The sequence below is a fragment of the Desulfobulbus sp. genome (assembly GCF_031547805.1).
In the GTDB taxonomy this organism is placed as follows: domain Bacteria; phylum Desulfobacterota; class Desulfobulbia; order Desulfobulbales; family Desulfobulbaceae; genus Desulfobulbus.
In genome coordinates this window covers 151,616-171,814 of sequence record NZ_JAVBRQ010000007.1, presented here as the reverse complement: position 1 = coordinate 171,814, position 20,199 = coordinate 151,616, and the positions used below count along the sequence as shown (strand labels likewise).

General features: G+C 64.7%; 15 protein-coding genes. 12 read left to right on the top strand and 3 right to left on the bottom strand.

Annotated features, from left to right (window positions below; genetic code table 11):
• Positions 1-248 precede the first annotated feature (248 nt).
• From RMR13_RS03145 to RMR13_RS03100, 10 genes are all read left to right on the top strand, one after another.
• Positions 249-2,276, top strand: coding sequence for a potassium transporter Kup (locus tag RMR13_RS03145; protein WP_409070252.1), 2,028 nt, complete (start codon positions 249-251; stop codon positions 2,274-2,276).
• Between the two features lie 137 nt (positions 2,277-2,413).
• Positions 2,414-4,147: a potassium-transporting ATPase subunit KdpA gene (kdpA, locus tag RMR13_RS03140; protein WP_310599182.1), complete on the top strand. Its 1,734-nt coding sequence runs from the start codon at positions 2,414-2,416 to the stop codon at positions 4,145-4,147.
• 2 nt (positions 4,148-4,149) lie between these two features.
• Positions 4,150-6,243: a potassium-transporting ATPase subunit KdpB gene (gene kdpB / locus RMR13_RS03135; RefSeq protein WP_310599181.1), complete on the top strand. Its 2,094-nt coding sequence runs from the start codon at positions 4,150-4,152 to the stop codon at positions 6,241-6,243.
• Positions 6,240-6,809, top strand: coding sequence for a potassium-transporting ATPase subunit KdpC (gene kdpC / locus RMR13_RS03130; RefSeq protein ID WP_310599180.1), 570 nt, complete (start codon positions 6,240-6,242; stop codon positions 6,807-6,809). Before kdpB ends, kdpC begins: the two co-directional genes overlap by 4 nt.
• 93 nt (positions 6,810-6,902) lie before the next feature.
• The gene (locus tag RMR13_RS03125) at positions 6,903-7,820 is read left to right on the top strand and encodes an MCP four helix bundle domain-containing protein (RefSeq protein WP_310599179.1); all 918 of its coding nucleotides are present in this window, start codon (positions 6,903-6,905) and stop codon (positions 7,818-7,820) included.
• 76 nt (positions 7,821-7,896) lie between these two features.
• Positions 7,897-10,575: a sensor histidine kinase KdpD gene (locus RMR13_RS03120; RefSeq protein WP_310599178.1), complete on the top strand. Its 2,679-nt coding sequence runs from the start codon at positions 7,897-7,899 to the stop codon at positions 10,573-10,575.
• On the top strand, positions 10,572-11,279 hold the full coding sequence (locus RMR13_RS03115; RefSeq protein ID WP_310599177.1) for a response regulator: 708 nt from the start codon (positions 10,572-10,574) through the stop codon (positions 11,277-11,279). Before RMR13_RS03120 ends, RMR13_RS03115 begins: the two co-directional genes overlap by 4 nt.
• A gap of 180 nt (positions 11,280-11,459) precedes the next feature.
• Positions 11,460-11,957, top strand: a complete 498-nt coding sequence (locus RMR13_RS03110) for a universal stress protein (RefSeq protein ID WP_310599176.1) — start codon at positions 11,460-11,462, stop codon at positions 11,955-11,957.
• A 28-nt stretch (positions 11,958-11,985) separates the two neighbouring features.
• Positions 11,986-12,513, top strand: a complete 528-nt coding sequence (sodC, locus tag RMR13_RS03105) for a superoxide dismutase [Cu-Zn] SodC (RefSeq protein WP_310599175.1) — start codon at positions 11,986-11,988, stop codon at positions 12,511-12,513.
• A 161-nt stretch (positions 12,514-12,674) separates the two neighbouring features.
• Positions 12,675-12,977 carry a hypothetical protein gene (locus RMR13_RS03100; RefSeq protein ID WP_310599174.1) on the top strand — a complete coding sequence of 101 codons (303 nt, stop codon included), beginning with the start codon at positions 12,675-12,677 and terminating at the stop codon, positions 12,975-12,977.
• Positions 12,978-13,113: 136 nt separating this feature from the next.
• On the opposite strand, the gene RMR13_RS03095 is transcribed toward RMR13_RS03100, so the two are convergent.
• Positions 13,114-13,785, bottom strand: a complete 672-nt coding sequence (locus RMR13_RS03095) for a ribonuclease T2 family protein (RefSeq protein WP_310599173.1) — start codon at positions 13,783-13,785, stop codon at positions 13,114-13,116.
• Positions 13,786-13,991: 206 nt separating this feature from the next.
• Here RMR13_RS03095 and RMR13_RS03090 point away from each other — a divergent pair, with 206 nt between their 5' ends.
• Positions 13,992-14,402: a metal-dependent hydrolase gene (locus tag RMR13_RS03090; protein ID WP_310599172.1), complete on the top strand. Its 411-nt coding sequence runs from the start codon at positions 13,992-13,994 to the stop codon at positions 14,400-14,402.
• Positions 14,403-14,642: 240 nt separating this feature from the next.
• Here the strand turns inward: RMR13_RS03090 and RMR13_RS03085 are convergent, their stop codons facing one another.
• Complete coding sequence (locus RMR13_RS03085) at positions 14,643-15,242, bottom strand: nucleoside deaminase (protein WP_310599171.1); 600 nt, start codon at positions 15,240-15,242, stop codon at positions 14,643-14,645.
• A gap of 26 nt (positions 15,243-15,268) precedes the next feature.
• Positions 15,269-15,625: a DMT family protein gene (locus tag RMR13_RS03080; RefSeq protein WP_309412783.1), complete on the bottom strand. Its 357-nt coding sequence runs from the start codon at positions 15,623-15,625 to the stop codon at positions 15,269-15,271.
• Positions 15,626-15,862: 237 nt separating this feature from the next.
• Here RMR13_RS03080 and RMR13_RS03075 point away from each other — a divergent pair, with 237 nt between their 5' ends.
• Entirely contained in the window at positions 15,863-20,125 is a 4,263-nt protein-coding gene (locus RMR13_RS03075; RefSeq protein WP_310599170.1) for a PEP/pyruvate-binding domain-containing protein, read from the top strand.
• Positions 20,126-20,199: the final 74 nt, after the last annotated feature.

Here is a 20,199-nt window from a genome sequence, read left to right as displayed (position 1 = left end):
TTCCGGACCGCATGCGATCGCGGAAGGGGCCGGCCAACTCCGCCCCGCCGGCCCTCTTTTGCCCCTCTCCGCGGTCTTCCGGTCCACACCGGACCGCACCGTGGCCCCAGCTATGGCTTGTCCCGCCTTTGACACAATCTTGATGCCCTTCCCCGCGATCTTGACACTTTCTTGACCTCGAGCGTGGTAAGCTCTTTTCTCTAGGAAGACCCGCTTGCCCTTGTGACGGCCTCTTGCCGGGCACATCGATTCCACCCATTCCGGCACCGCGCCGCCCAACCCCCGATCGGGCCGAGTTTCCCTTGTATTGCAAGCTTCCCCCAGGATTGCGCATGGCACCCTCAGCAAACGACACCGCCGCCCAGGCGGCATGCTCCCCGGCCACGCCTCCGGAGCACACCGCGCCCCGGGCCGCCGGTCAAGCCCTCCCCCTGCTGGCGATCTCCGCCCTCGGGATCATTTACGGCGACATCGGCACCAGCCCCCTGTACACCATCAAGGAATGCTTTGCCGGGGTCCACGGGGTCGAGCCGACCACCGCCAACATTTTCGGCATTCTTTCCCTGATCTTCTGGTCGCTGATGCTGGTGGTCGGCCTGAAATACGTGGTGTTCATCATGCGGGCCGACAACAACGGAGAGGGCGGCATTTTTTCGCTGCTCTCCATGCTCAGGAACCCGGAGTTGAACGGCGCCCGCTGGCGGATGCTCACCCTGCTCGCCGCCTTGGGCGCGGCCCTGCTCTACGGCGACGGCGTCATCACCCCGGCCATTTCGGTGCTGTCGGCCATCGAGGGCCTCAACATGGCCACCGACGCGGCCGCGCCGTACGTGGTCCCGCTCACCTGCCTGGTGCTGGTGGCGCTATTCCTGTTCCAGTGGCGCGGCACCGCGCGGATCGGCCGTCTTTTCGGCCCGGTGATGGTGGTCTGGTTTCTGGTGCTCGGCGCTCTCGGCGTCCGTGCCATCGCCGCCAATCCCCAGATCCTCGCCGCCCTCGATCCTCGGCATGCCGCCGCCTTTTTCCTGCACAACGGCCTGCACGGCTTCCTGGTGCTGGGCGCGGTGGTCCTCTGCATCACCGGCGGCGAGGCCCTCTACGCCGACATGGGCCATTTCGGCCGGCTGCCCATCCGCCTCTCCTGGTACTGCGGCGTGCTACCGGGCCTGGTGCTCAACTATTACGGCCAGGGAGCGCTCTTGCTCCAACATCCCGAGTTGACGGGCGTCAACCCCTTCTACGCCCTGGTGCCCAAGCCGCTGCTCTACCCCATGGTGGCGCTGGCCACCACCGCCACCATCATCGCCTCGCAGGCCATGATTTCCGGGGTCTACTCGCTGACCCAGCAGGCCATGCAACTGGGCTTCACCCCCCGCATGCACATCGTCCACACCTCCGAGCACACCAAGGGCCAGATCTACATGCCCGCGGTCAACTGGATGCTGATGCTGGCCTGCCTGTCGCTGGTGCTGGCCTTCGAGGAATCGACCCGGCTGGCGGCCGCCTACGGCATCGCCGTCACCGCCACCATGGCCATCACCTCCTTCATCTTTTTCCAGGTGGCCCGGCTTCGCTGGCACTGGCCGCCCTGGCGCGCCGGCATCCTGTTGGCGCTCTTCCTTGTGCTCGACTGTTCCTTTCTGGGGGCGAACCTGCTCAAGATCGCCGACGGCGGCTGGATCACCCTGGGCATCGCCGCCGCCATCCTGTGCGCCATGGTCACCTGGCGCGACGGCCGGGCCATCCTGGCCAAGCATTACAGCCTGATGCAGATCCCGACCGGGGTTTTCCTCAAGGATATCGCCGGCTACAAGCCCCAGCGGACCCCTGGCACCGCCGTGTTCATGTCCATCTCGGCGGAGGGCATCCCCCACACCCTGCTGCACCATTTCAAGCACAACGAGGCCCTGCACGAGCGCATCCTGCTGCTGTCGGTGCTGTCGACCGAAACCCCGGCAGTGGCGCCGGCGGAGCGAGTGCGCATCCAAAATCTCGGCCAGGGTTTTTACCGGATCACCGCGGCCTACGGTTTCATAGAAAGCCCGAACATGCCGGAAATTCTGGAATTGCTTGCGGCTCAAGGCCTGCCGGTGGACATCTATTCCACTTCCTTTTACCTGGGCCGGGAAACCATGACCGCCACCGGCACGGCCCCCATGGCCCGGTGGCGCAAACTGCTGTTCATCTACATGTCGCGCAACGCCTGGAACGTGACCTCGTTTTTCAAGCTGCCGCCGGACCGGGTGATCGAGCTGGGCAGCCAGGTGGAGCTTTGACGGTTTCTTGACGGATTTCCTTGGCGTATTGATCCCATCTTGATGCCGAAGGTGGTAAAAAGATCGTCACGATCCTGTTCATGATCGGCACGGCGCGGGCCGGCCGGCATTCGTGGCAAAAGTTCGGGAGAATGCGGATGGATCTTTTGGCGTGGCTGCAGACAGGTCTTTTGTTCGGCGTCCTGTTGTTGGCAATCAAGCCGCTCGGCGCCTACATGGCCAAGGTGTACGGGGGCCAGCGGACCCTGCTGTCGCCCCTGCTCATCCCCTGCGAGCAGTTGCTGTACCGGGTGGGCGGGGTGGATGCGGACGAGGAAATGGGCTGGCAACAGTATGCGGTGGCCATGCTGCTGTTCAACCTGGCGGGCCTGGCAATGCTGTTCACCCTGCTGTGCCTCCAGCATCTGCTGCCCCTGAATCCGCGCAACCTGCCCCCCTTCACCTGGCAGCTGGCGTTCAACACCGCGGCCAGCTTCGTCACCAATACCAACTGGCAGGCCTACGGCGGTGAGACCGCCGCCAGCTACTTCATCCAGATGGCGGGGCTGACGGTGCAGAATTTCGTGGCCGCCGCCAGCGGCATGGCCGTGGCCATCGCCCTGATTCGGGGCTTCGCCCGGCGACGGACCGCCCTGATCGGCAATTTCTGGGTCGACGTGAGCCGCGGCGTGCTCTACATCCTGCTGCCGATCTCCCTGCTGGCCGCCCTGGCGCTGGTCTCCCAGGGGGTGATCCAGAATTTCGCCCCCTACCGCTCCGTCCCCCTGCTCCAGCCCTCGGCGGTCGACACCCCGCTCGGCCAGGCGACCGTCACCGAGGCCATCCTGCCCATGGGGCCGGTCGCCTCCCAGGAGGCGATCAAGATGCTGGGCACCAATGGCGGCGGGTTTTTCAACGCCAACTCGACCCATCCCTTCGAAAACCCGACCCCGCTCTCCCATTTCCTGGAAATCCTGCTGATGCTGCTGATTCCGGCCGCCTTCACCCATACCTTCGGCCTCATGGTCGGCAACTCCCGCCAGGGCTGGACCCTGTTGACCATCATGCTCCTGTTGCTGGCGACGGCGTTTTTGCTGCTCTACCGGGCCGAGGTTGCCGGCACCGCGCCCCTGGCCCGGGCGGGGATCGCGGGCGGCAATATGGAAGGTAAGGAGATTCGTTTCGGCCTGGCCGCAACCAGCCTGTTCGAGGCGGCCACCACCGCCACCTCCTGTGGCGCGGTGGCGGCCATGCACGACTCGCTCACCCCGCTTGGCGGCCTGGTCCCCCTGAGCCTGATGCTGCTGGGGGAGGTCGCGTTCGGCGGGGTCGGGGCCGGGCTGTCCACCATGCTGGCCTTTGCCGTGATCGCCGTCTTCATCGCCGGGCTGATGATCGGACGCACGCCCGAATATCTGGGCAAGAAAATCGAGGTGCTGGAAATGTGGATGGCAATGGTCGTCGTGCTGGCCGCCGGGATAGTGGTGCTGGCCTTTTCCGCCCTCGCCATGGCCACCCCCTCGGCGGTGGCCGCCACGGCCAATGGCGGCGCCCATGGCCTGTCCGAAATCCTCTATGCCTTTGCCTCCATGGCCAACAACAACGGCAGCGCCTTTGCCGGCCTCAACGCCGGGCTTGATTTCTACGCCCTGCTCGGGGCGGTGGCGATGCTGATCGGCCGTTTCGTGCCGGCGGTGGCGATGCTGGCCATGGCCGGCTCCCTGGCCGCCAAGAAGTACGTGCCGCCCAGTCTGGGCACCCTGCCCACCGACAAGGCGCCCTTTGCCCTCTGGCTGGTCCTGGTGATCCTCATTGTCGGCGCCTTGTCCTTTTTTCCGGCCCTGGCCCTGGGTCCGATCGCCGACCACCTGACCACGGTCGGAGGCCGTTGATCATGGCACATCGCCAGCCCGCATCCGCCTCGATTTTTGCCCCCGGCCTGCTGCTCGACGCATTGGCCGAATCGTTGAAAAAGCTCGACCCGCGCCTGCTCTGGCGCAACCCGGTGATGCTGGCGGTGGAAATCGCCTCCGCCGCCACCCTGGCCGCCTTCGGGTACTCGCTGATCGGCACCGCCGCCGAGCCGGCCTGGTTCACCGGCACCGTCTCGGCCTGGCTCTGGCTGACCGTGCTCTTTTCCACCTTTGCCGAAGCCCTGGCCGAAGGACGCGGCAAGGCCAGGGCGGCCAGCCTGCGCCAAGCCCGCACCGCCGTCACCGCCAAACGGCTCGCCGCCCCGGACCGGGTCGACGCCTACACCGTGGTCGGTGCCGAAGCACTCCGCCGGGGCGACTACATCCTGGTGGAGCCGGGCGAGCTGATCGCCGGCGACGGCGAGGTGACGGCCGGCGCCGCCCTGGTCAACGAAGCGCCGGTCACCGGCGAATCCGCCCCGGTGGTCCGCGAATCGGGAGGCGACCGCAGCGCGGTCACCGGCGGCACCACGGTTATTGCCAACACCATTGTGGTCAGGATCACCGTCAACCCCGGCGAGACCTTTCTCGACCGGATGATCACCCTGATCGAGGGTGCCCAGCGCCGCAAGACCCCCAACGAAACGGCCCTGGAAGTGCTGTTGATTTCCCTGACCCTGGTCTTTTTGCTCGTCTGCGTCAACCTCGGTCCACTCTCGGCCTACAGCGCCGCGGCCTCCGGCCAGGGCAGGCCGGTGACGTTGACCGTGCTGGCGGCCCTGTTCGTCTGCCTGGCACCCACCACCATCGCCGCCCTGCTGCCCGCCATCGGCATCGCCGGCATGGACCGCCTGTTCCGGAAGAACGTCATCGCCCTTTCCGGCCGCGCCATCGAGGCGGCTGGCGATGTCAACGTGCTGCTGCTCGACAAGACCGGCACCATCACCCATGGCAACCGGGAGGCGGTCGCCTTTGTCCCGATGGCTGGCCAGGCCGAGGAGGAAGTGGCCAGGGCGGCCCTGATGGCCTCGCTGGCCGACGAGACCCCGGAGGGCCGCAGTGTGGTCGGTCTGGCCCAACAGTGCTTCGGCCTGGCCGCAAGCGGGACGCCCGAGGGCGCCACGGTCGTTCCCTTCAGCGCCGCCACCCGGCTTTCCGGCCTCGACCTCGACGGCATGCCCTACCGCAAGGGCGCGGCCGATGCGGTGGTCGCCTTTGCCGGCGGGCTGGGGGGGAGCGTGCCCAGGGATCTGGACAACAAGGTGGCGGCCATCGCCCATGCCGGCGCAACGCCCCTGGTGGTCTGCCGGGGGCCGGAAATCCTGGGCGCGGTCAACCTCAAGGACATCGTCAAGAGCGGCATCCAGGAACGGTTTCGCAAGCTCGGAAGCATGGGGATCAAGACGGTGATGATCACCGGCGACAATCCGCTCACCGCCGCCGCCATCGCCGCCGAGGCCGAGGTCGACGACTTCCTGGCCGAGGCCAGGCCCGAGGACAAGCTGCGCCTGATCAAGGAGCACCAGGAAGCGGGATTGATGGTGGCCATGACCGGCGACGGCACCAACGATGCCCCGGCCCTGGCCCAGGCCGACGTGGCCGTGGCCATGAACACCGGCACCCAGGCGGCCCGCGAGGCCGCCAACATCATCGATCTGGACAGCAACCCCACCAAGCTGCTCGACATCGTCGAGATCGGCAAGCAAATCCTCATGACCCGCGGCAACCTGACCACCTTCAGCATCGCCAACGACATCGCCAAGTATTTCGCCATCGTCCCGGCCTCGCTCGCGGCCATCTATCCGCAATTGGGGGCCTTGAACGTCATGGGGCTGGCCAGCCCCCGCAGCGCCATCCTGTCGGCGGTCATCTTCAACGCCCTCATCATCCCGCTGTTGGTGCCGCTGGCGCTCAAGGGCACCGGTTTCAAGCCCATGCCGGCGGAACGGCTCCTGATCCGCAACCTGCTGCTCTACGGGGTCGGCGGCATGGTCGCCCCCTTTGTCGGCATCAAGGCCATCGACCTGGGGCTCGGGCTCCTGCTCCATTTTTTGCAAGGGACGGTCGCGCCATGAAAGAACTCAAACCGGCCCTGTTGCTGCTGCTGGCCTTCACCCTCGTCTGCGGCGGCCTGTATCCGGCGCTGGTCACCGGCCTGGCCCAGGCGTTTTTCCCGGTCCAGGCCAACGGCAGCCTGATCGCCGGCCCCAAGGGCAAGCCAGCCGGCTCCCTCCTGATCGGCCAGCCCTTTTCCGAGGCGAAATACCTGTGGTCGCGCCCCTCGGCCACCGGCGGATTTCCCTACAATCCCCTGGCTTCGGGCGGCGCCAATCTCAACCCCGCCGGTTCGGCCTACGGCGAGACGATCGCCGCCCGGCTGCGCCGGCTGCAGGAGGCCGGCATGCGCGGTTCCATTGCCGCCGACCTGCTGCAGGCCTCGGGCAGCGGTCTCGATCCCCACATTTCCCCGCATGCCGCCACCGCCCAAATCCGGCGCGTCGCCCGGGCGCGGGGCATGCGGGAAGAACGGGTGGCCGCCATCGTCGCCGCCCACCTGGAACCGCGCCAGTTCGGGATGCTGGGGGAGCCGCGCGTCAATGTCCTGGCGGTCAACCTGGCCCTGGATGCGGCGGCGCCATGAACCTTGGAGGCTTGTTACTGCCCATTGGCCGGTCTTGTGGTATTGTAGCCGGCGAATCCATGCAAACGGCGTCGCCGACAACGAGGTGAGACTATGCGTTTCATGCACGACAAGGAACAAAGGGCCCTGGTGATGGGCTGCGGGCTGGCCCTGGCATGCATCGTGTTTATCGTTTTCGCCAGGTTCGGCGCCAACACCCCGTCCACCGCCACGGTCTACGAAAACATACTCGCCCAGAGGCGGCTGCTGGCCCAGATGGGTGCGAATCTGCGGCAATCCGCCGAAATGGAGCGGAACGCGGTGATGGTCCTGTCCGCCGAATCCGAGGGCTATGCGGAACAATCGCGGACAGCCGCCGCCACCTTGGAGCGGGAACTCGCCGCCCTCCGCTCCCTGGTCGAGGCCACCCCCATGCCCAACGAAAAAAAGCTGCTTGAGGCATTCGCGGCCTGCTGGACGGAGTTGGGCGCGCTCGACCGGGACATCCTGCAACTCGCGGTCGCCAACACCAATATCAAGGCCGCCTTCCTTTCCCGCGAGCAGGGAGAGGCGAGCCTGGAACGATTCGAGCGGGCATTGGCTGCAATTCGCGCCTCGGCCGCGGGCGGCCCGGAGGAGTACCGCGTCGCCGAGCAGACTTCCCAGGCCTTGATCGCCGCGCTCAAGATCTTCACCCTCCACGCCCCCCATATCGTCGAGGCGGACGATGACAAGATGGACCGGCTCGAGGCCCGGATGCAGGCCGAGGAAAAGGTGGCGCGGCACGCGCTTGCGACCCTGGAAGCGAACCCCGGCAACGAGAATCGCGGGGCGCTTGCCCGGGCGCAAGCCGCCTTTGCCGAATTCACCGGCCTGACCGCCAAAACGATCCAACTCTCGCGGCAGAACAGCAACATCAAATCTCTGGGGCTCTCAATGGGCAAGAAACGGATCGTCCTGGCCCGATGCGAGGACGGCCTGGCCGCATTGACGGAAGCGGTCGACGACCAGACCTTCAAGGCCACCAAATAACCGACCATGGCGCCAACAATCGCGTTCGTTCCGCCCCGCCCATCCCCTGCCGGCGCACGGCCCGCCAGGTTGTCCCATGCATCCCGGCCATGACCGACAGCGGCCTTCCCCGGAAGCCATGCTCCGGGCGGCCCAGGCGGAGGAGCGGCAACACCGGCGCGGCCATCTGACCATCTTCCTGGGCTATGCCGCCGGGGTCGGCAAGACCTACGCCATGCTGGAGACGGCCCGCCAGCGCCTGGCCGAGGGACGCGAGGTGGTGGCCGCCTATGTCGAGGCCCACGGGCGGGAGGCCACCGAAGCCCTGCTGGAGGGGATGGAAACGCTGCCCAAGGCCCGTTATCCGCACCAAGGGGTGGAGCTGGCCGAACTCGATCTCGATGCCGCCCTAGCCCGCCGGCCGGAGCTGGCCCTGGTCGATGAATTGGCCCACACCAACGCGCCCGGATGCCGCCATGAAAAACGCTGGCAGGACATCGAGGAACTGCTTGCCGCGGGCATCGACGTCTACACCACGGTCAATATCCAGCACTTCGAGAGCGCCAGCGACATCGTCACCCAGATCACCGGCGTCCCGATCCGGGAAACCGTGCCCGACAGCCTGCTGGACCAGGCAACCGAGGTCATGCTGGTGGACATTCCGCCCGAGGCCCTGCTGCAGCGGCTGCGCCAGGGCAAGGTCTATGTGCCGGAGCAGGCTTCCTTGGCCATCCGGCAGTTCTTCCGGCCCGGCAACCTGCTGGCCCTGCGCGAACTGGCCCTGCGCAAGACCGCATCCCGGGTGGACGACGACATGCGAACCTACATGGAGACCCGCGCCATCGCCGGTCCCTGGCCGGTGGCCGAACGGCTCCTGGTCTGCGCCGGCGGCAGTCCGTACAGCGAACGCCTGATCCGCGCCACCAGGCGCCTGGCCGACGAACTCAAGGCGCAATGGTTCACGGTCTACGTCGAAACCCCGCGGCTGGCCAAGGAACAGCAGGAAAACCGGCAGCGGGTCTGGCGCGATCTCCGCCTGGCCGAAAGCCTCGGCGCCGAGGTGGCGACCATCACCGCCCCGTCGGTGCCCGGGGCGATCATCGACTACGCCGTGCGCCACAACGTCACCCGGATCGTGGTCGGCAAGCCCGCCAAGCCCCGCTGGCGGGAGATGCTGCGGCCGCCGATCGTCGACCGGCTCATCCGGTTGAGCGGCTCGATCCATATCCATGTGGTCAGCTTTCAACCGGCACCGCCGGCCGCCGGCACCAGGAGCCGCCCCCGTCCCGGCCTCGGATCCTGGACCGATTACCTGGTCAGCCTGGCCCTGGTGGCGGTCATTACCGCCCTGCCCTTTTTATTCTGGCGCGATATCTCCCCGACCAACCAGGTCATGGGCTACCTGCTGGCGGTGGTCCTGGCGGCGGTGCGTTTCGGCCGGAAATCGGCCATTCTCACCGCCCTGTTCGGGGTGCTGGCCTTCGACTTCTTCTTCGTGTCGCCCCAATGGAGTCTCACCGTCGCCGATACCGAATACCTGATCACCTTCTTCGGCCTGTTCACCGTCGGCCTGGTGATCAGCACCCTGATGGCCGAAACCAAGATGCGGGCCGAGGCCCTGCGGGAGCGCGAACTCCAGACCGAGAGCCTGTACTATTTGAGCCGCGACCTGGCGGTGGCCATCGACATGGCCTCCATCCTGGAGGCGGTGCGGAAGAATGTCGGCGAAGCCCTGGAGGCGCGCCTGGCCGTGCTCGTCCCCGACCCGGAGGCGAGCGAACGGGTGCGGATCGCCGCCGCCAGCGAGGGGATGGCCCTCGACGCCAAGGAGATGGCCGTGGCCGATTGGGCCTTTCGCAACCGACGGCCGGCCGGCAGCGGCACCGAAACCCTCCGCTCGGCCCAGCTCCTGTACCTGCCGCTGTGCACCGCCAGCCGGACCTTCGGGGTGCTGGGGGTGTCGCTGGCCGCGACCGCGGATTTTTTCTCCCCCCACCACCGCCGGCTGCTCGATGCCTTTGCCGCCCAGATCTCCCTGGCCATGGAACGGGTCGACCTGGCCCGCCAGGCGGAGCAGGCCCAGGTGCTGGCGGCCAGGGAAAGCCTGGAACGGGCCCTGCTCAACTCGGTTTCCCACGATCTCAGGACCCCGCTGGTTACCATCATCGGCGCCCTGAGCAGCCTGCACGGCGAGTCGCCCTCCCTGTCCGAGCCGAAAAAACGCGACTTGCTGCGCTGCGCCTGGGACGAGGCCGAGCGGTTGAACCGGTTCGTCGGCAATCTGCTCGACATGACCCGCCTGGAGGCCGGCGAGTTGCGGATCAACCGCGAACCTTGCGATGTTCAGGACTTGATCGGCAGCGCCCTGACCATCCTCGACCGAAAGCTCGCCGACCGGGACGTGAGCGTCCAGTTGGCCGAAAACCTGCCCCTGGTCGAAATGGACATGGTGCTGATGACCCAAGTGCTGGTCAACCTGATCGACAACGGCCTGAAATACTCGTCGGCGGACAGCTCCCTGGAGATCGCCGCCCGCCTCGACGGCGAGCACCTGCTGCTGGAGGTGCGGGACCGGGGACCGGGCGTGGAAGAACAGCATCTATCGCGGATGTTTGAAAAATTCTATCGCCTTCCGGTGCCGGAAGGCGTAGGCGGAACAGGCTTGGGCCTGTCCATTTGCAAGGGCATCGTCGAAGCCCACCAGGGCTCCATTTATGCCGTCAACCGCGCCGGCGGCGGATTGCGCGTCGTCTGCCGCCTCCCCGTGCAGCCATGAACGAATCATCGAGCAAGGGACACCCCTGCCGCATCCTGATCGTCGACGACGAACCGGCGATCCGGCGCTTTCTGCAAACCGCGCTGGCCGACGATTGTTTTGCCCCGGTCCTGGCCGAAAACGGACACGCCGCCCTGGCGGCCGCGGTCGCGGCCAAGCCGGAGATCGTCCTGCTCGACCTGGGGCTGCCGGACATGGACGGGGTGGAGGTGATCGCCCGGTTGCGGCAGTGGTCGCAGGTGCCGATCATCGTCCTGTCGGTGCGGGACCGCGAGGCCGACAAGGTCCGGGCCCTGGACGCCGGCGCCGACGACTACCTGACCAAGCCTTTTGGCGTGGGCGAACTGCTGGCGCGCATCCGGGTGATGCTGCGCCGCTCGCTGCAACAGGCGCCGGAGCCGGTGATCCGCATCGCCGAGCTGGAAATCGATCTGGCCCGGCGGCTGGTCACGGTGCGTGGCGCCACCGTGGCCCTGACGCCCACCGAGTACGAACTGCTGCGCCTGCTGGCCACCAACGCCGGCAAGGTGCTCACCCACCGCCAGGTGCTCAAGCAAATTTGGGGGACGGCCTACCTGGAACAACCGCACGTCCTGCGGGTCAACATCAGCAATCTCCGCCGCAAAATCGAGGCCGACGCCTCGCGGCCGCGCTACATCCTCACCGAGTCGGGCGTGGGCTACCGCTTCCGAAGCGATTCGTAGTCTACGGCCGACGCCTCCTAAATGGGATTGACTATCAGTTTTACCGAGATTATCTATCAACTACAGCGGTGCGAACCGCACCGTTGCCGCAGAAAAAACTGTCCTGCGATTCGATCGCCAATGCCTGCCCGATCTTTTTTGCGTCCAGGCGGCGGCTCAAACCCGACCAGGAGGTGCGCCATGTTGAACATCCGCCACATTCTTGTCCCCATCGATCTGCGCGAGCATTCGCAAACCCTGACCGAGGTGGCCCTGGCCGTGGCCAACCAGCTCGGAGCCGAGAAAATCACCTTCCTCCATGCCCTGCCCCATCTCCCGGATCTGAACGATTATCTGCCCGACACCCTCGGCAGGCTGGAAGCGGAATTCCGGGCCGAGGGAGAAGGGAAAATGGCCGCCTTTCTCGATCTGATCAAGGACCAGGCAGCCAATATCGACGGGGCGGTGGTCGACGGCGAGGCGACCGAGGCCATTCTCGCCTATGCCCGCGAGCACCGGGTCGATCTCATCGTCATTGCCACCCACGGCGCCAAGGGAATCGAGAAAATACTGCTGGGCAGCGTCGCGGACCAGGTCATCAAGGGTGCCCCGTGTCCGACGCTGGTCTTCAACCCGTTTAGCGGCACGCGGGGCTACGAGGTCTGCAAACCGCTGAATGCATGTATCCAGGCTGTCTAACCGCAACCACAACACAGGAGGAGACGCAATGAAACATCAACACACCCTGGCCGCAGCCCTGACCCTGCTCGTTCTCGCCGGCACCGCCAAGGCGGCGGACATCACCGTGCCCATGAGCATGGCCGAGGAAAAGGGAGCCGGACCGGCCGTCGGCAAGGTCGTGATCAGCGAAACGCCCTATGGCCTGCTGTTCACGCCCTCGCTCAACGGCCTGCCTCCGGGTCTGCACGGTTTTCATGTCCATGAGAACGCCAGCTGCGAGCCCAAGGAGAAGGACGGCAAGATGGTACCTGCCCTGGCCGCCGGCGGCCACTACGACCCGGCCGGCACCAAGAAGCACGGCACTCCGTGGGGCGACGGCCATCTCGGCGATCTGCCGGCCTTGTATGTTGATGCCAACGGCGCGGCCACCAACCCGGTCTTGGCTCCTCGGCTGAAGATGAACGATGTAAAAGGACGCTCGCTGATGATTCATGCGGGCGGCGACAACCATGCCGACCATCCGGCTCCGCTGGGAGGCGGAGGCGCGCGGGTGGCCTGCGGCGTGATTCCCTGAGATCTCGTGACGGGCAGGGAGCGCCGGGCCGCCCGACGGCCATGTCGACAGGAAACCTCGTGTATGGAGGTGCATGCAACGGATGACCATACCAAGATATCGCGCGGACAATCATTGACTGCTTTTTCTTTTTCCCACATGAACCAAGCGAGGTATTCGCCATGGAAATCAAGGATTATTGCAACAATGTCGACTTGGAACTCTCGACCTGGAAAGCCAAGCTCATGGACGTGCTCGGCAAGATCGAACCCCTGTCCACCGGCAGAAAGGAAGGAATCTTCGAAGAGATCAACGGCCTGCAGATCGTCTTGACCGAATTGGAGGACAGGATCGAAAAACTGCGGACGGAATGCCCCCTGGCCTGGAAGCCGGAGCGGGCATCGATCGAAAAAAGGATGGCCGAACTCAGCGAACGCTACAGCGACGCGAGGATGGAATTCTTCGACTACGAATTCGGCGGTTGAAAGACCGCCATCGAAACGCGCCGGCTTGCACCGGCGTTGCGCGACAAAAGCCGCGGCCTGCTTCTGGGCCGCGGCTTTTTTTACGGTTTTTCAGATGATCCGGCAGGCAGGCGAAGGATCCCGCCGGGCGCATCCCTCAAGGACAGTCGATATACTGCCACTTCCGGTCGTAGCAAATCCGGATTTCACCGGACGCATACCCGATACGAACCTCCTTGAGCCCCGGATTGGCCTGCTTCAGGACCCGGAACAAGCGAGGCGGCCGGACGTCCTCCTTCGGCAGGACCAGCGCTTCGTACAACTGCCGCGTTTTGGCGAAATACTCTGCAGCCGAACCGAACCCGCCGCAGGTGCCGTGCTTTTCCCACTCACCCTGCAGCAACGATTCGCCGGGCAGCACGCACAGGTATTGCCGAATCACCCGAGGATCGAGCGGGCCGACCTCATCCCCCCGGCAATAGCGCGGATGCAGTGCCACGGGCTTACCGTTGTCCCGACAGGTCCCGGGGTGACGGGATTGGGCCCATAACCCGTGCACCACCCAGCCGAATGCGTTGCCACCCTCACATTGGAAAGCATTGTGCGGCCGGACCGCGCCGGTGCGGAAATCCCTGGCACTTTCCCGGCAGAACCGGGGCGAATAGGAAAGGGCCAGCATGAAGTAATCGACGGGAATATCGTTGATGCGCCGCAGGCAGGTGTTCTTTTCGTTGCGCCGGTGCCAGTCGTACTGCATCGCCAGTGCGGCTGGGTCCGGCAGAACGCATTCCCCGGCCAACGAGGCCGTGGCGGCCATCAGAACAAGCAACGCAATTGCCGGAAAACATGGCAAGACCTGCCGACGATATGCCCGCGGTCGATTGCCCGCTCCCCTTTCCGTCGTTGGCGCCATGGGCGGGGCTGCGGACCGGCACCGATAGAAACTCTTGAGCATGGGGAAAAACATTGGCAGAATAAAAAATTGGCAACTGTCAGACCAAATCGAATACACCGACCACAAGTCTCGGGAATTGCATGTCGTCACTCATCGGCCACACCCTTGCGGGCGCCTCTATCTACCTGTCCTGCAATCGCCCCGCGGACCAGCGGGCGGCACGGGCGCTGCCGGTATTCGTCCTGCTGGCGATCTGCCCGGACTTCGACTATTTCATCTTGTGGCTCTTCCACTATCAGACCGTGCCACGGCTGACCCACACCCTGCTGTTCTGCCTGGCAACGTCGTCGATGGCCTGGTGGTGCGCCGCGCCATTGCGCCGGAACAATGTCGCCAACACGCCCTTCTGGGCGATGGCGCTTGCAAGTTGTTCCCATCCCCTGCTCGACCTGCTGGTAGGCGTGCATCCGCTGCCACTGCTGTGGCCGCTTCCCGATCCCGACATCGCCCTGCCTTTCGGCATTCTTCCGAGCGCCGCCGACTCAGGCTGAGCAACTATTACCTGTGGCGCAATCTCCTGATCGAGACCGCCATCCTCCTGCCAATAGCCTCGCTGGCGGTGGCCATTGCCCGTCGCTGTTCCCGCCGCGCCATTGCCAGGTACGCGTTGCTCGTCGCCCCGGTTTGGCTGGCCTTTGTCGCCTGGTCCGTGGGGTTGCAACGTTAATCGCCCCTTCCGGCTCGGGTGCAGGAGGCCGCGAATCCAGGGCCGCGCTATGCATTGCAGCGGCCTACGCCCCCTGCCGTCCGTTGTACACCGCCTGGCCGCTGGCGGCAAAACTCCGAAAATCCGCCAGGGACTCCTCCCGCAGTACGCCCTCGATCAACTCGATGCCCCGGCCGGCCAGCTCCTGCCGCCAATCGCGGGGCATCGACCCCTCGTCGAAGCCGGTGATGGCCATCATGGCCGGATCGGAACCGGCGATCGCCAGCGAGCGGATGCCGGACCAGAGCACCGCGCCGAAACACATGGCGCAGGGGCTCCAGTTGACCACCAATTGGTGGACGGGCAGGCCCGGTCCGCCGAGATCGTAGACGCCCAGCCTCTGCTGGGCAAGCGACAGGGCCATGATCTCGGCGTGGGCCGAGGAACAGGCGCTCGGCACCACCCGGTTGACGCCCACCGCGACGATCCGGCCCGAATCCCGTTCAAACACGCCGGCGGCAAAGGGGCCGCCGCTCTGCCGTTCGGTATTCAGCCGGGCCAGACGCAGCACCAACGCCATCCGCGCCGCCAGATCGGGCACCGCGTCCGGCAGCGGCTGGAGTTCGGCCTCCATCCAGTCCGGCAATTCCAGGGTGAAGCCTAGCGGTAAACCGGTCGTTTCCATGTGCATCCTCCCAAAAGAACGAAAAATCAGGACCCCATCAGCTTGCCCCGGAACAGGAAGAACACCGCGCCCAGCAGGCAGAGCCCGGCCCAGAGATAGTCGAGGGTCAGCTTCTCCTTGAGGTACAAAACGGAGAACGGCACGAAGATCGACAGGGTGATCACCTCCTGGAGGATCTTCAGCTGCCCCACCGACATGACGCCATGGCCGATGCGGTTGGCCGGCACCTGGAGCAGGTATTCGAGCAGGGCGATGCCCCAACTGATCAGGGCGGCGACGATCCAGGGCTTGTGCGACAGATTCTTGAGATGGCCATACCAGGCGAAGGTCATGAAAATGTTGCTGCAGGACAAAAGGGCGATGGTGAGGGTGTAGCGGTTCATGACGATTACTCGGAATGGATGGGCGGGCCGCTTGGCGCCGTGGATTTTCCCGGCCGCACCGGTCGGCGCGGATACCCTATACTAGCAGTCCTCCGGCCGATTTCAAGCACGAACCGGGAGGCGGCCCGAAAGGCCGGGTGCATCGCCCTGCAAACTCCTGCTGACTTTCCCGGCGATCGACTATACAATAGGCGGATTGTGATGCAATCTCCCCCGGTTATTGATAACGAGGTCGCCATGTCCCCCGATTCCCGCCCCCTGCCCCTGTCCTCCGATGCCCTCAAGGCCAACCTGCTGGAAACCGCCACCCCGGAGGTAACCATCGACCCGGCCTTTACCCTGCTGCGCGATATTGTCAGCCGTTTCCAGGGCATTCAGGGCAAGCTCGACGCCCTGCTCTACGAGATCAGCCACCCCTACCACAACTGGAAGCTGATCATCCCGGAACTGCGGGCCTTTGCCGTGAAAAACTGCAACCATTACCGCGACCATGAGCAAGGCCCCGAGGCCTTCACCCTGTTCATGGATATTTTTTTCGACGCCCTCAAGGACGCGGCCCGCAACGAGCAACTGCTCCAACGCATCCTCGAGGCCATGCTCGCCTACGCCGACAAGCTGATTCTGTCGCTGAACAGCCCGACCCTGTTTAGCTTCGAGCAGGCCTTGAACCAATTCTTCACCCGCTTGCGGCAGTTGGACGACACCGAGCCGCAGGTCATCATGGCCATGGTCCAGGGGCATCAGCCGGTGCGAAAAATCGCCCAGAAGATCCTCGACCTGCGCAAGCAGCAACCCGAAAAGCCTTTTGATTGCAAGGCCCTGGCCCTGCTGCTCCAGACCACCCTCCACCGCAACTACGAGTACTGGCTTGGCGAGGAGGACCCATTGCCCTGGTTCGAGCGGCAATGCGGCGACTACTGCCGGCATTGGCAGGGCAAGGAGCTGCTGCTGGGCATTTCCCACCGGAGCATCCGCGAGGCGGCCCGGACCATGGAGACGGTGGATTTTACCGCCGATTACCAGGCGGCCCTGGAGGTGCTGCTCACCCTGCCCACCCACATGGACATGGTACGGCTGTACAAGGAAATCCCGGCCATGATGGTGGCCGCGGATTCGGACAACGAGGAAGCGGCCCACTTCGTCGAGAACCGCAAGCTGCTCTTTTTGTTCCGGATCATGGAAACATCCGGCCTGTCGCTGATCCACGAGGCGACCCTGCGCGAGATCAACCGCTCCCTGGTGCAGCTGATCCGCAAGCAGAGCTTCGAGGAGATCGAGCAGTTCTTCGTCACCACCTTCCACCTGCTCAAGGCCAATGTCCGCCGCTATCCGCACACCTCGCTCCAATGCATCCAGGTGATCGGCAACGAGGTATTCAAGCGCGGCAACTCGCGGTTGGTCGAGGCCTTTCTCTGGGAGGCGGTGCGCTTCGGCTTCCAGTACGCCAACGTCCGAGGGGTGGACGAGGACTGGCAGCCCATCGCCAATCCGGCCCACCTCACCAATATCCGGGTCTGGCTCGACCTGATCGAGCAGGAGCCCAAATGGTGTTCCACCCTGTTCTCGGCCCTGATCATCAACCTCAGGCTGTCGGGCACCTGCGTGCGCGATACCGATCTGTTCCAGCGCGACATCACCGAGTTGCTCAACCATCCCATCGGCCCGATCTACAACCTGGCCAAGCAGTTCACCAAGTTGATGCCGGTCTTCTTCAACGAGATCGGCGCCGAGGGCGAACTGCGCGACGTGTCCACCGAATTGGACGAGATCCACAAGCGCAAGGACCCGCTCATCCACTTTCTCCGCAAGCAGGCCCATGTCGAATCCAACAACCTGATCGTCGGCTTCATCGAGGCGATCTTCGTGTTCTGGATTACCCTGGACAAGAGCTGCCTCACCGAACACCTGCCCGAGGAGGTGCTGCGCCAGGTGCAGGCCGGCGGCGCCTATGTCGACGACCAGCATGAGCTGGCCGCCCGGATCAGGCAGGAATTGCGTTTTTCCCACATGGGCCAGATCCTGGCCTGGCCAGACGACGAACGTGAGCAATTCCTCGCCCGGCAGCAGGATATCTCCGAGCAGGAGCGGCGGCGCTTCGGGCTGCTGGTGCGGATGTACAAGCTGCTCCACCTCAAATACAACCTCAGCCTGCCCGAAATCCAACGCCAGCTCCACCACGCCACCAACGCCGGCTTTCCCGAACTGGCACGCCTGCCCGAGGTGCTCGAGGAGAACGATCCCATCCACTGCCTGGAAGCCCTGCTCGACGAGCTGGAGCATTTGCAGAAGATCATCCTCAGCCAGGAAAAATTCGAGCCCAAGGAGGAGATCTACTACAAACGCCACATCGCGGTGGATATCCCCTCGGTCTACGGCCGCTATTCCGAGCGCAAGTTCGACGCCCTCGGCCTGACCTTCCGCCTGGAAAGCCTGGCTAACGTCTACCTGGAAAAGCTCTCGTCCACGATCAACCTGGGCTTCATCACCCAGGTGACCTTCATCCGCATTCTCAAGTGTTTGCGGCTCTTTTCCCGGGCGCTCCAGATCGACGGCATTTCCAGCCGCCGGCTGGACACCTACATCAGCCTGCTGGCCACCTCCATCGGCATCCGCCGCTTCTCCTACACCCAGCACCTCGACATCATGCGCGGGCTGTCCGAGGGGGTCAAGGACATCATCTACGCCTACTACACCAACATCCACCAGAACAACCTGTCGATCATCGTGCCCCAGATCGGCAAGGAGAACCTCCTGCCCCGGTACCACGGCTCCTGGGACGAGAAGAACATGCCGGAAACCGTGCTCCGCCTGTCGGAGACCTTTTTCCGCGACCTGATCTCCACCACCTTCGGCCTGCAGCACCTGGACAACTTCATCGGCAAGGTCATCGGCACCCTGGAGGCCCAGAAGGACATCCTGGACGAAAAGACCCTGGATTTGCTGATGACCTACAACCCGGAAAAGGCGATCAGCAGCCTCCATGCCGAAAACCTGCGCACCCACAACCTGATCCACCTGGGCAACAAGGGCTTCAACCTGGTGGTGCTCACCGGGGACGGCATGCCGGTGCCGCCGGCCTTCATCATCACCACCGAGGTCTTCCGCTGCTACCGGGCGATCCGCAAGTTCGCCCGGGCGCGCGACGAGTACATGTGGCGGGTGCGGGCCGCGGTGACCGGGATCGAACAGCTCACCGGCCTGGTCTTCGGCTCCTCGGAACGGCCGCTGTTGCTGTCGGTGCGCTCCGGTTCGGCCATTTCCATGCCCGGCATCATGTCCACCATCCACAACGTCGGCGCCAACGAAGAGATGGTTGAGGAATACGCCAACCTCCATCCCAAAAAGAAGTATTTCGCCTGGGACAACTTCCGCCGCTTCCTCCAGTCCTGGGGCATGGCCCACGGCATGGAACGCGAGGATTTCCAGGAATTGATGAACGCCCACAAGCGCGAGCACCAGGTCCACTACAAACGCGAATTCTCGCCCGAGCAGATGCGGCAGCTGGCGCTCAACTACCAGCAGGCGGTGCGCAACCGCGGCTTCGACATCCCCGAGGATCCGTGGGAGCAGCTGATCGGCGGGGTCGACGCGGTCTTCGATTCCTGGCACACCCCCAAGGCCCAGGAATACCGCCACCTGATGGGCGTGTCCGACGATTGGGGCACGGCGGTCATCGTCCAGACCATGGTCTTCGGCAACCTCGGCGGCCAGGCGGGCAGCGGCGTGCTCTTCACCGCCCACCCCTACCGCAAGGTGCGGCGGGTGGCGCTGTGGGGCGATTTCGCCACCGGCGACCAGGGCGAGGACATCGTTTCCGGCCTGGTGACCAGCAATCCGATTTCCGTGGAGCAGGCGGAGATCGACGGCCGCTACGAGGACAAGAGCCTGGAGCGCCTCTTTCCCAAGATCTACGAACGGCTGCTTTCGATCAGCCGCGACCTGGTCTACGAAAAGGAATGGAATCCCCAGGAGATCGAATTCACCTTCGAAGGCCCAGAGCCGGAGCAGCTGTTCATTCTCCAGACCAGGGACATGATCACCATCAAGAAAAAGGAACACCTCAACGTCTTCGTCGATTCCGACCTGGCCCACAAGGCGATCCTGGCCAAGGGCATCGGCGTTTCGGGCTCGGCCATGTCGGGCAAGGCGGTGTTCAGCGAGGACAACATCCGCCATCTGCGCCAGGCGGAGCCGGACACCCGGCTGATCCTGATCCGCCGCGACACCGTGCCCGAGGATATCCGCGAGATTTCCATGGTCGATGGTTTGGTGACCTCGCGCGGCGGCCAGACCTCGCACGCCTCGGTGGTGGCCACCCGGCTGGAGAAGACCTGCGTGGTCGGCTGCCGGGAGATGCAGGTCTTCGAATCCGAGGAATACGCCGAGATAGGCGGCACCCGCATCGCCTTCGGCGCCTCGATCGCCATCGACGGCCGCCATGGCCTGCTGATCGAAGGCAACTACCCCCTGCGGGAGGAAGTGCACATTCTGCCTTTATGAACGTTGCGGGGCGATTTATAGTTTCGTCACCTTAAAGCCTTTCCGGCGCGGACGCTGGCAGCGGCGAACGCGCC

What these genes read in the sequence shown, in the direction of transcription:
- kdpA (WP_310599182.1), top strand. Translation starts at nt 2,414, where the DNA reads ATGGATCTTTTGGCGTGGCTGCAGACAGGTCTTTTGTTCGGCGTCCTG.
- kdpB (WP_310599181.1), top strand. Translation starts at nt 4,150, where the DNA reads ATGGCACATCGCCAGCCCGCATCCGCCTCGATTTTTGCCCCCGGCCTG.
- kdpC (WP_310599180.1), top strand. Translation starts at nt 6,240, where the DNA reads ATGAAAGAACTCAAACCGGCCCTGTTGCTGCTGCTGGCCTTCACCCTC.
- RMR13_RS03125 (WP_310599179.1), top strand. Translation starts at nt 6,903, where the DNA reads ATGCGTTTCATGCACGACAAGGAACAAAGGGCCCTGGTGATGGGCTGC.
- RMR13_RS03120 (WP_310599178.1), top strand. Translation starts at nt 7,897, where the DNA reads ATGCATCCCGGCCATGACCGACAGCGGCCTTCCCCGGAAGCCATGCTC.
- RMR13_RS03115 (WP_310599177.1), top strand. Translation starts at nt 10,572, where the DNA reads ATGAACGAATCATCGAGCAAGGGACACCCCTGCCGCATCCTGATCGTC.
- RMR13_RS03110 (WP_310599176.1), top strand. Translation starts at nt 11,460, where the DNA reads ATGTTGAACATCCGCCACATTCTTGTCCCCATCGATCTGCGCGAGCAT.
- sodC (WP_310599175.1), top strand. Translation starts at nt 11,986, where the DNA reads ATGAAACATCAACACACCCTGGCCGCAGCCCTGACCCTGCTCGTTCTC.
- RMR13_RS03100 (WP_310599174.1), top strand. Translation starts at nt 12,675, where the DNA reads ATGGAAATCAAGGATTATTGCAACAATGTCGACTTGGAACTCTCGACC.
- RMR13_RS03090 (WP_310599172.1), top strand. Translation starts at nt 13,992, where the DNA reads ATGTCGTCACTCATCGGCCACACCCTTGCGGGCGCCTCTATCTACCTG.
- RMR13_RS03085 (WP_310599171.1), bottom strand. Translation starts at nt 15,242, where the DNA reads ATGGAAACGACCGGTTTACCGCTAGGCTTCACCCTGGAATTGCCGGAC.
- RMR13_RS03080 (WP_309412783.1), bottom strand. Translation starts at nt 15,625, where the DNA reads ATGAACCGCTACACCCTCACCATCGCCCTTTTGTCCTGCAGCAACATT.
- RMR13_RS03075 (WP_310599170.1), top strand. Translation starts at nt 15,863, where the DNA reads ATGTCCCCCGATTCCCGCCCCCTGCCCCTGTCCTCCGATGCCCTCAAG.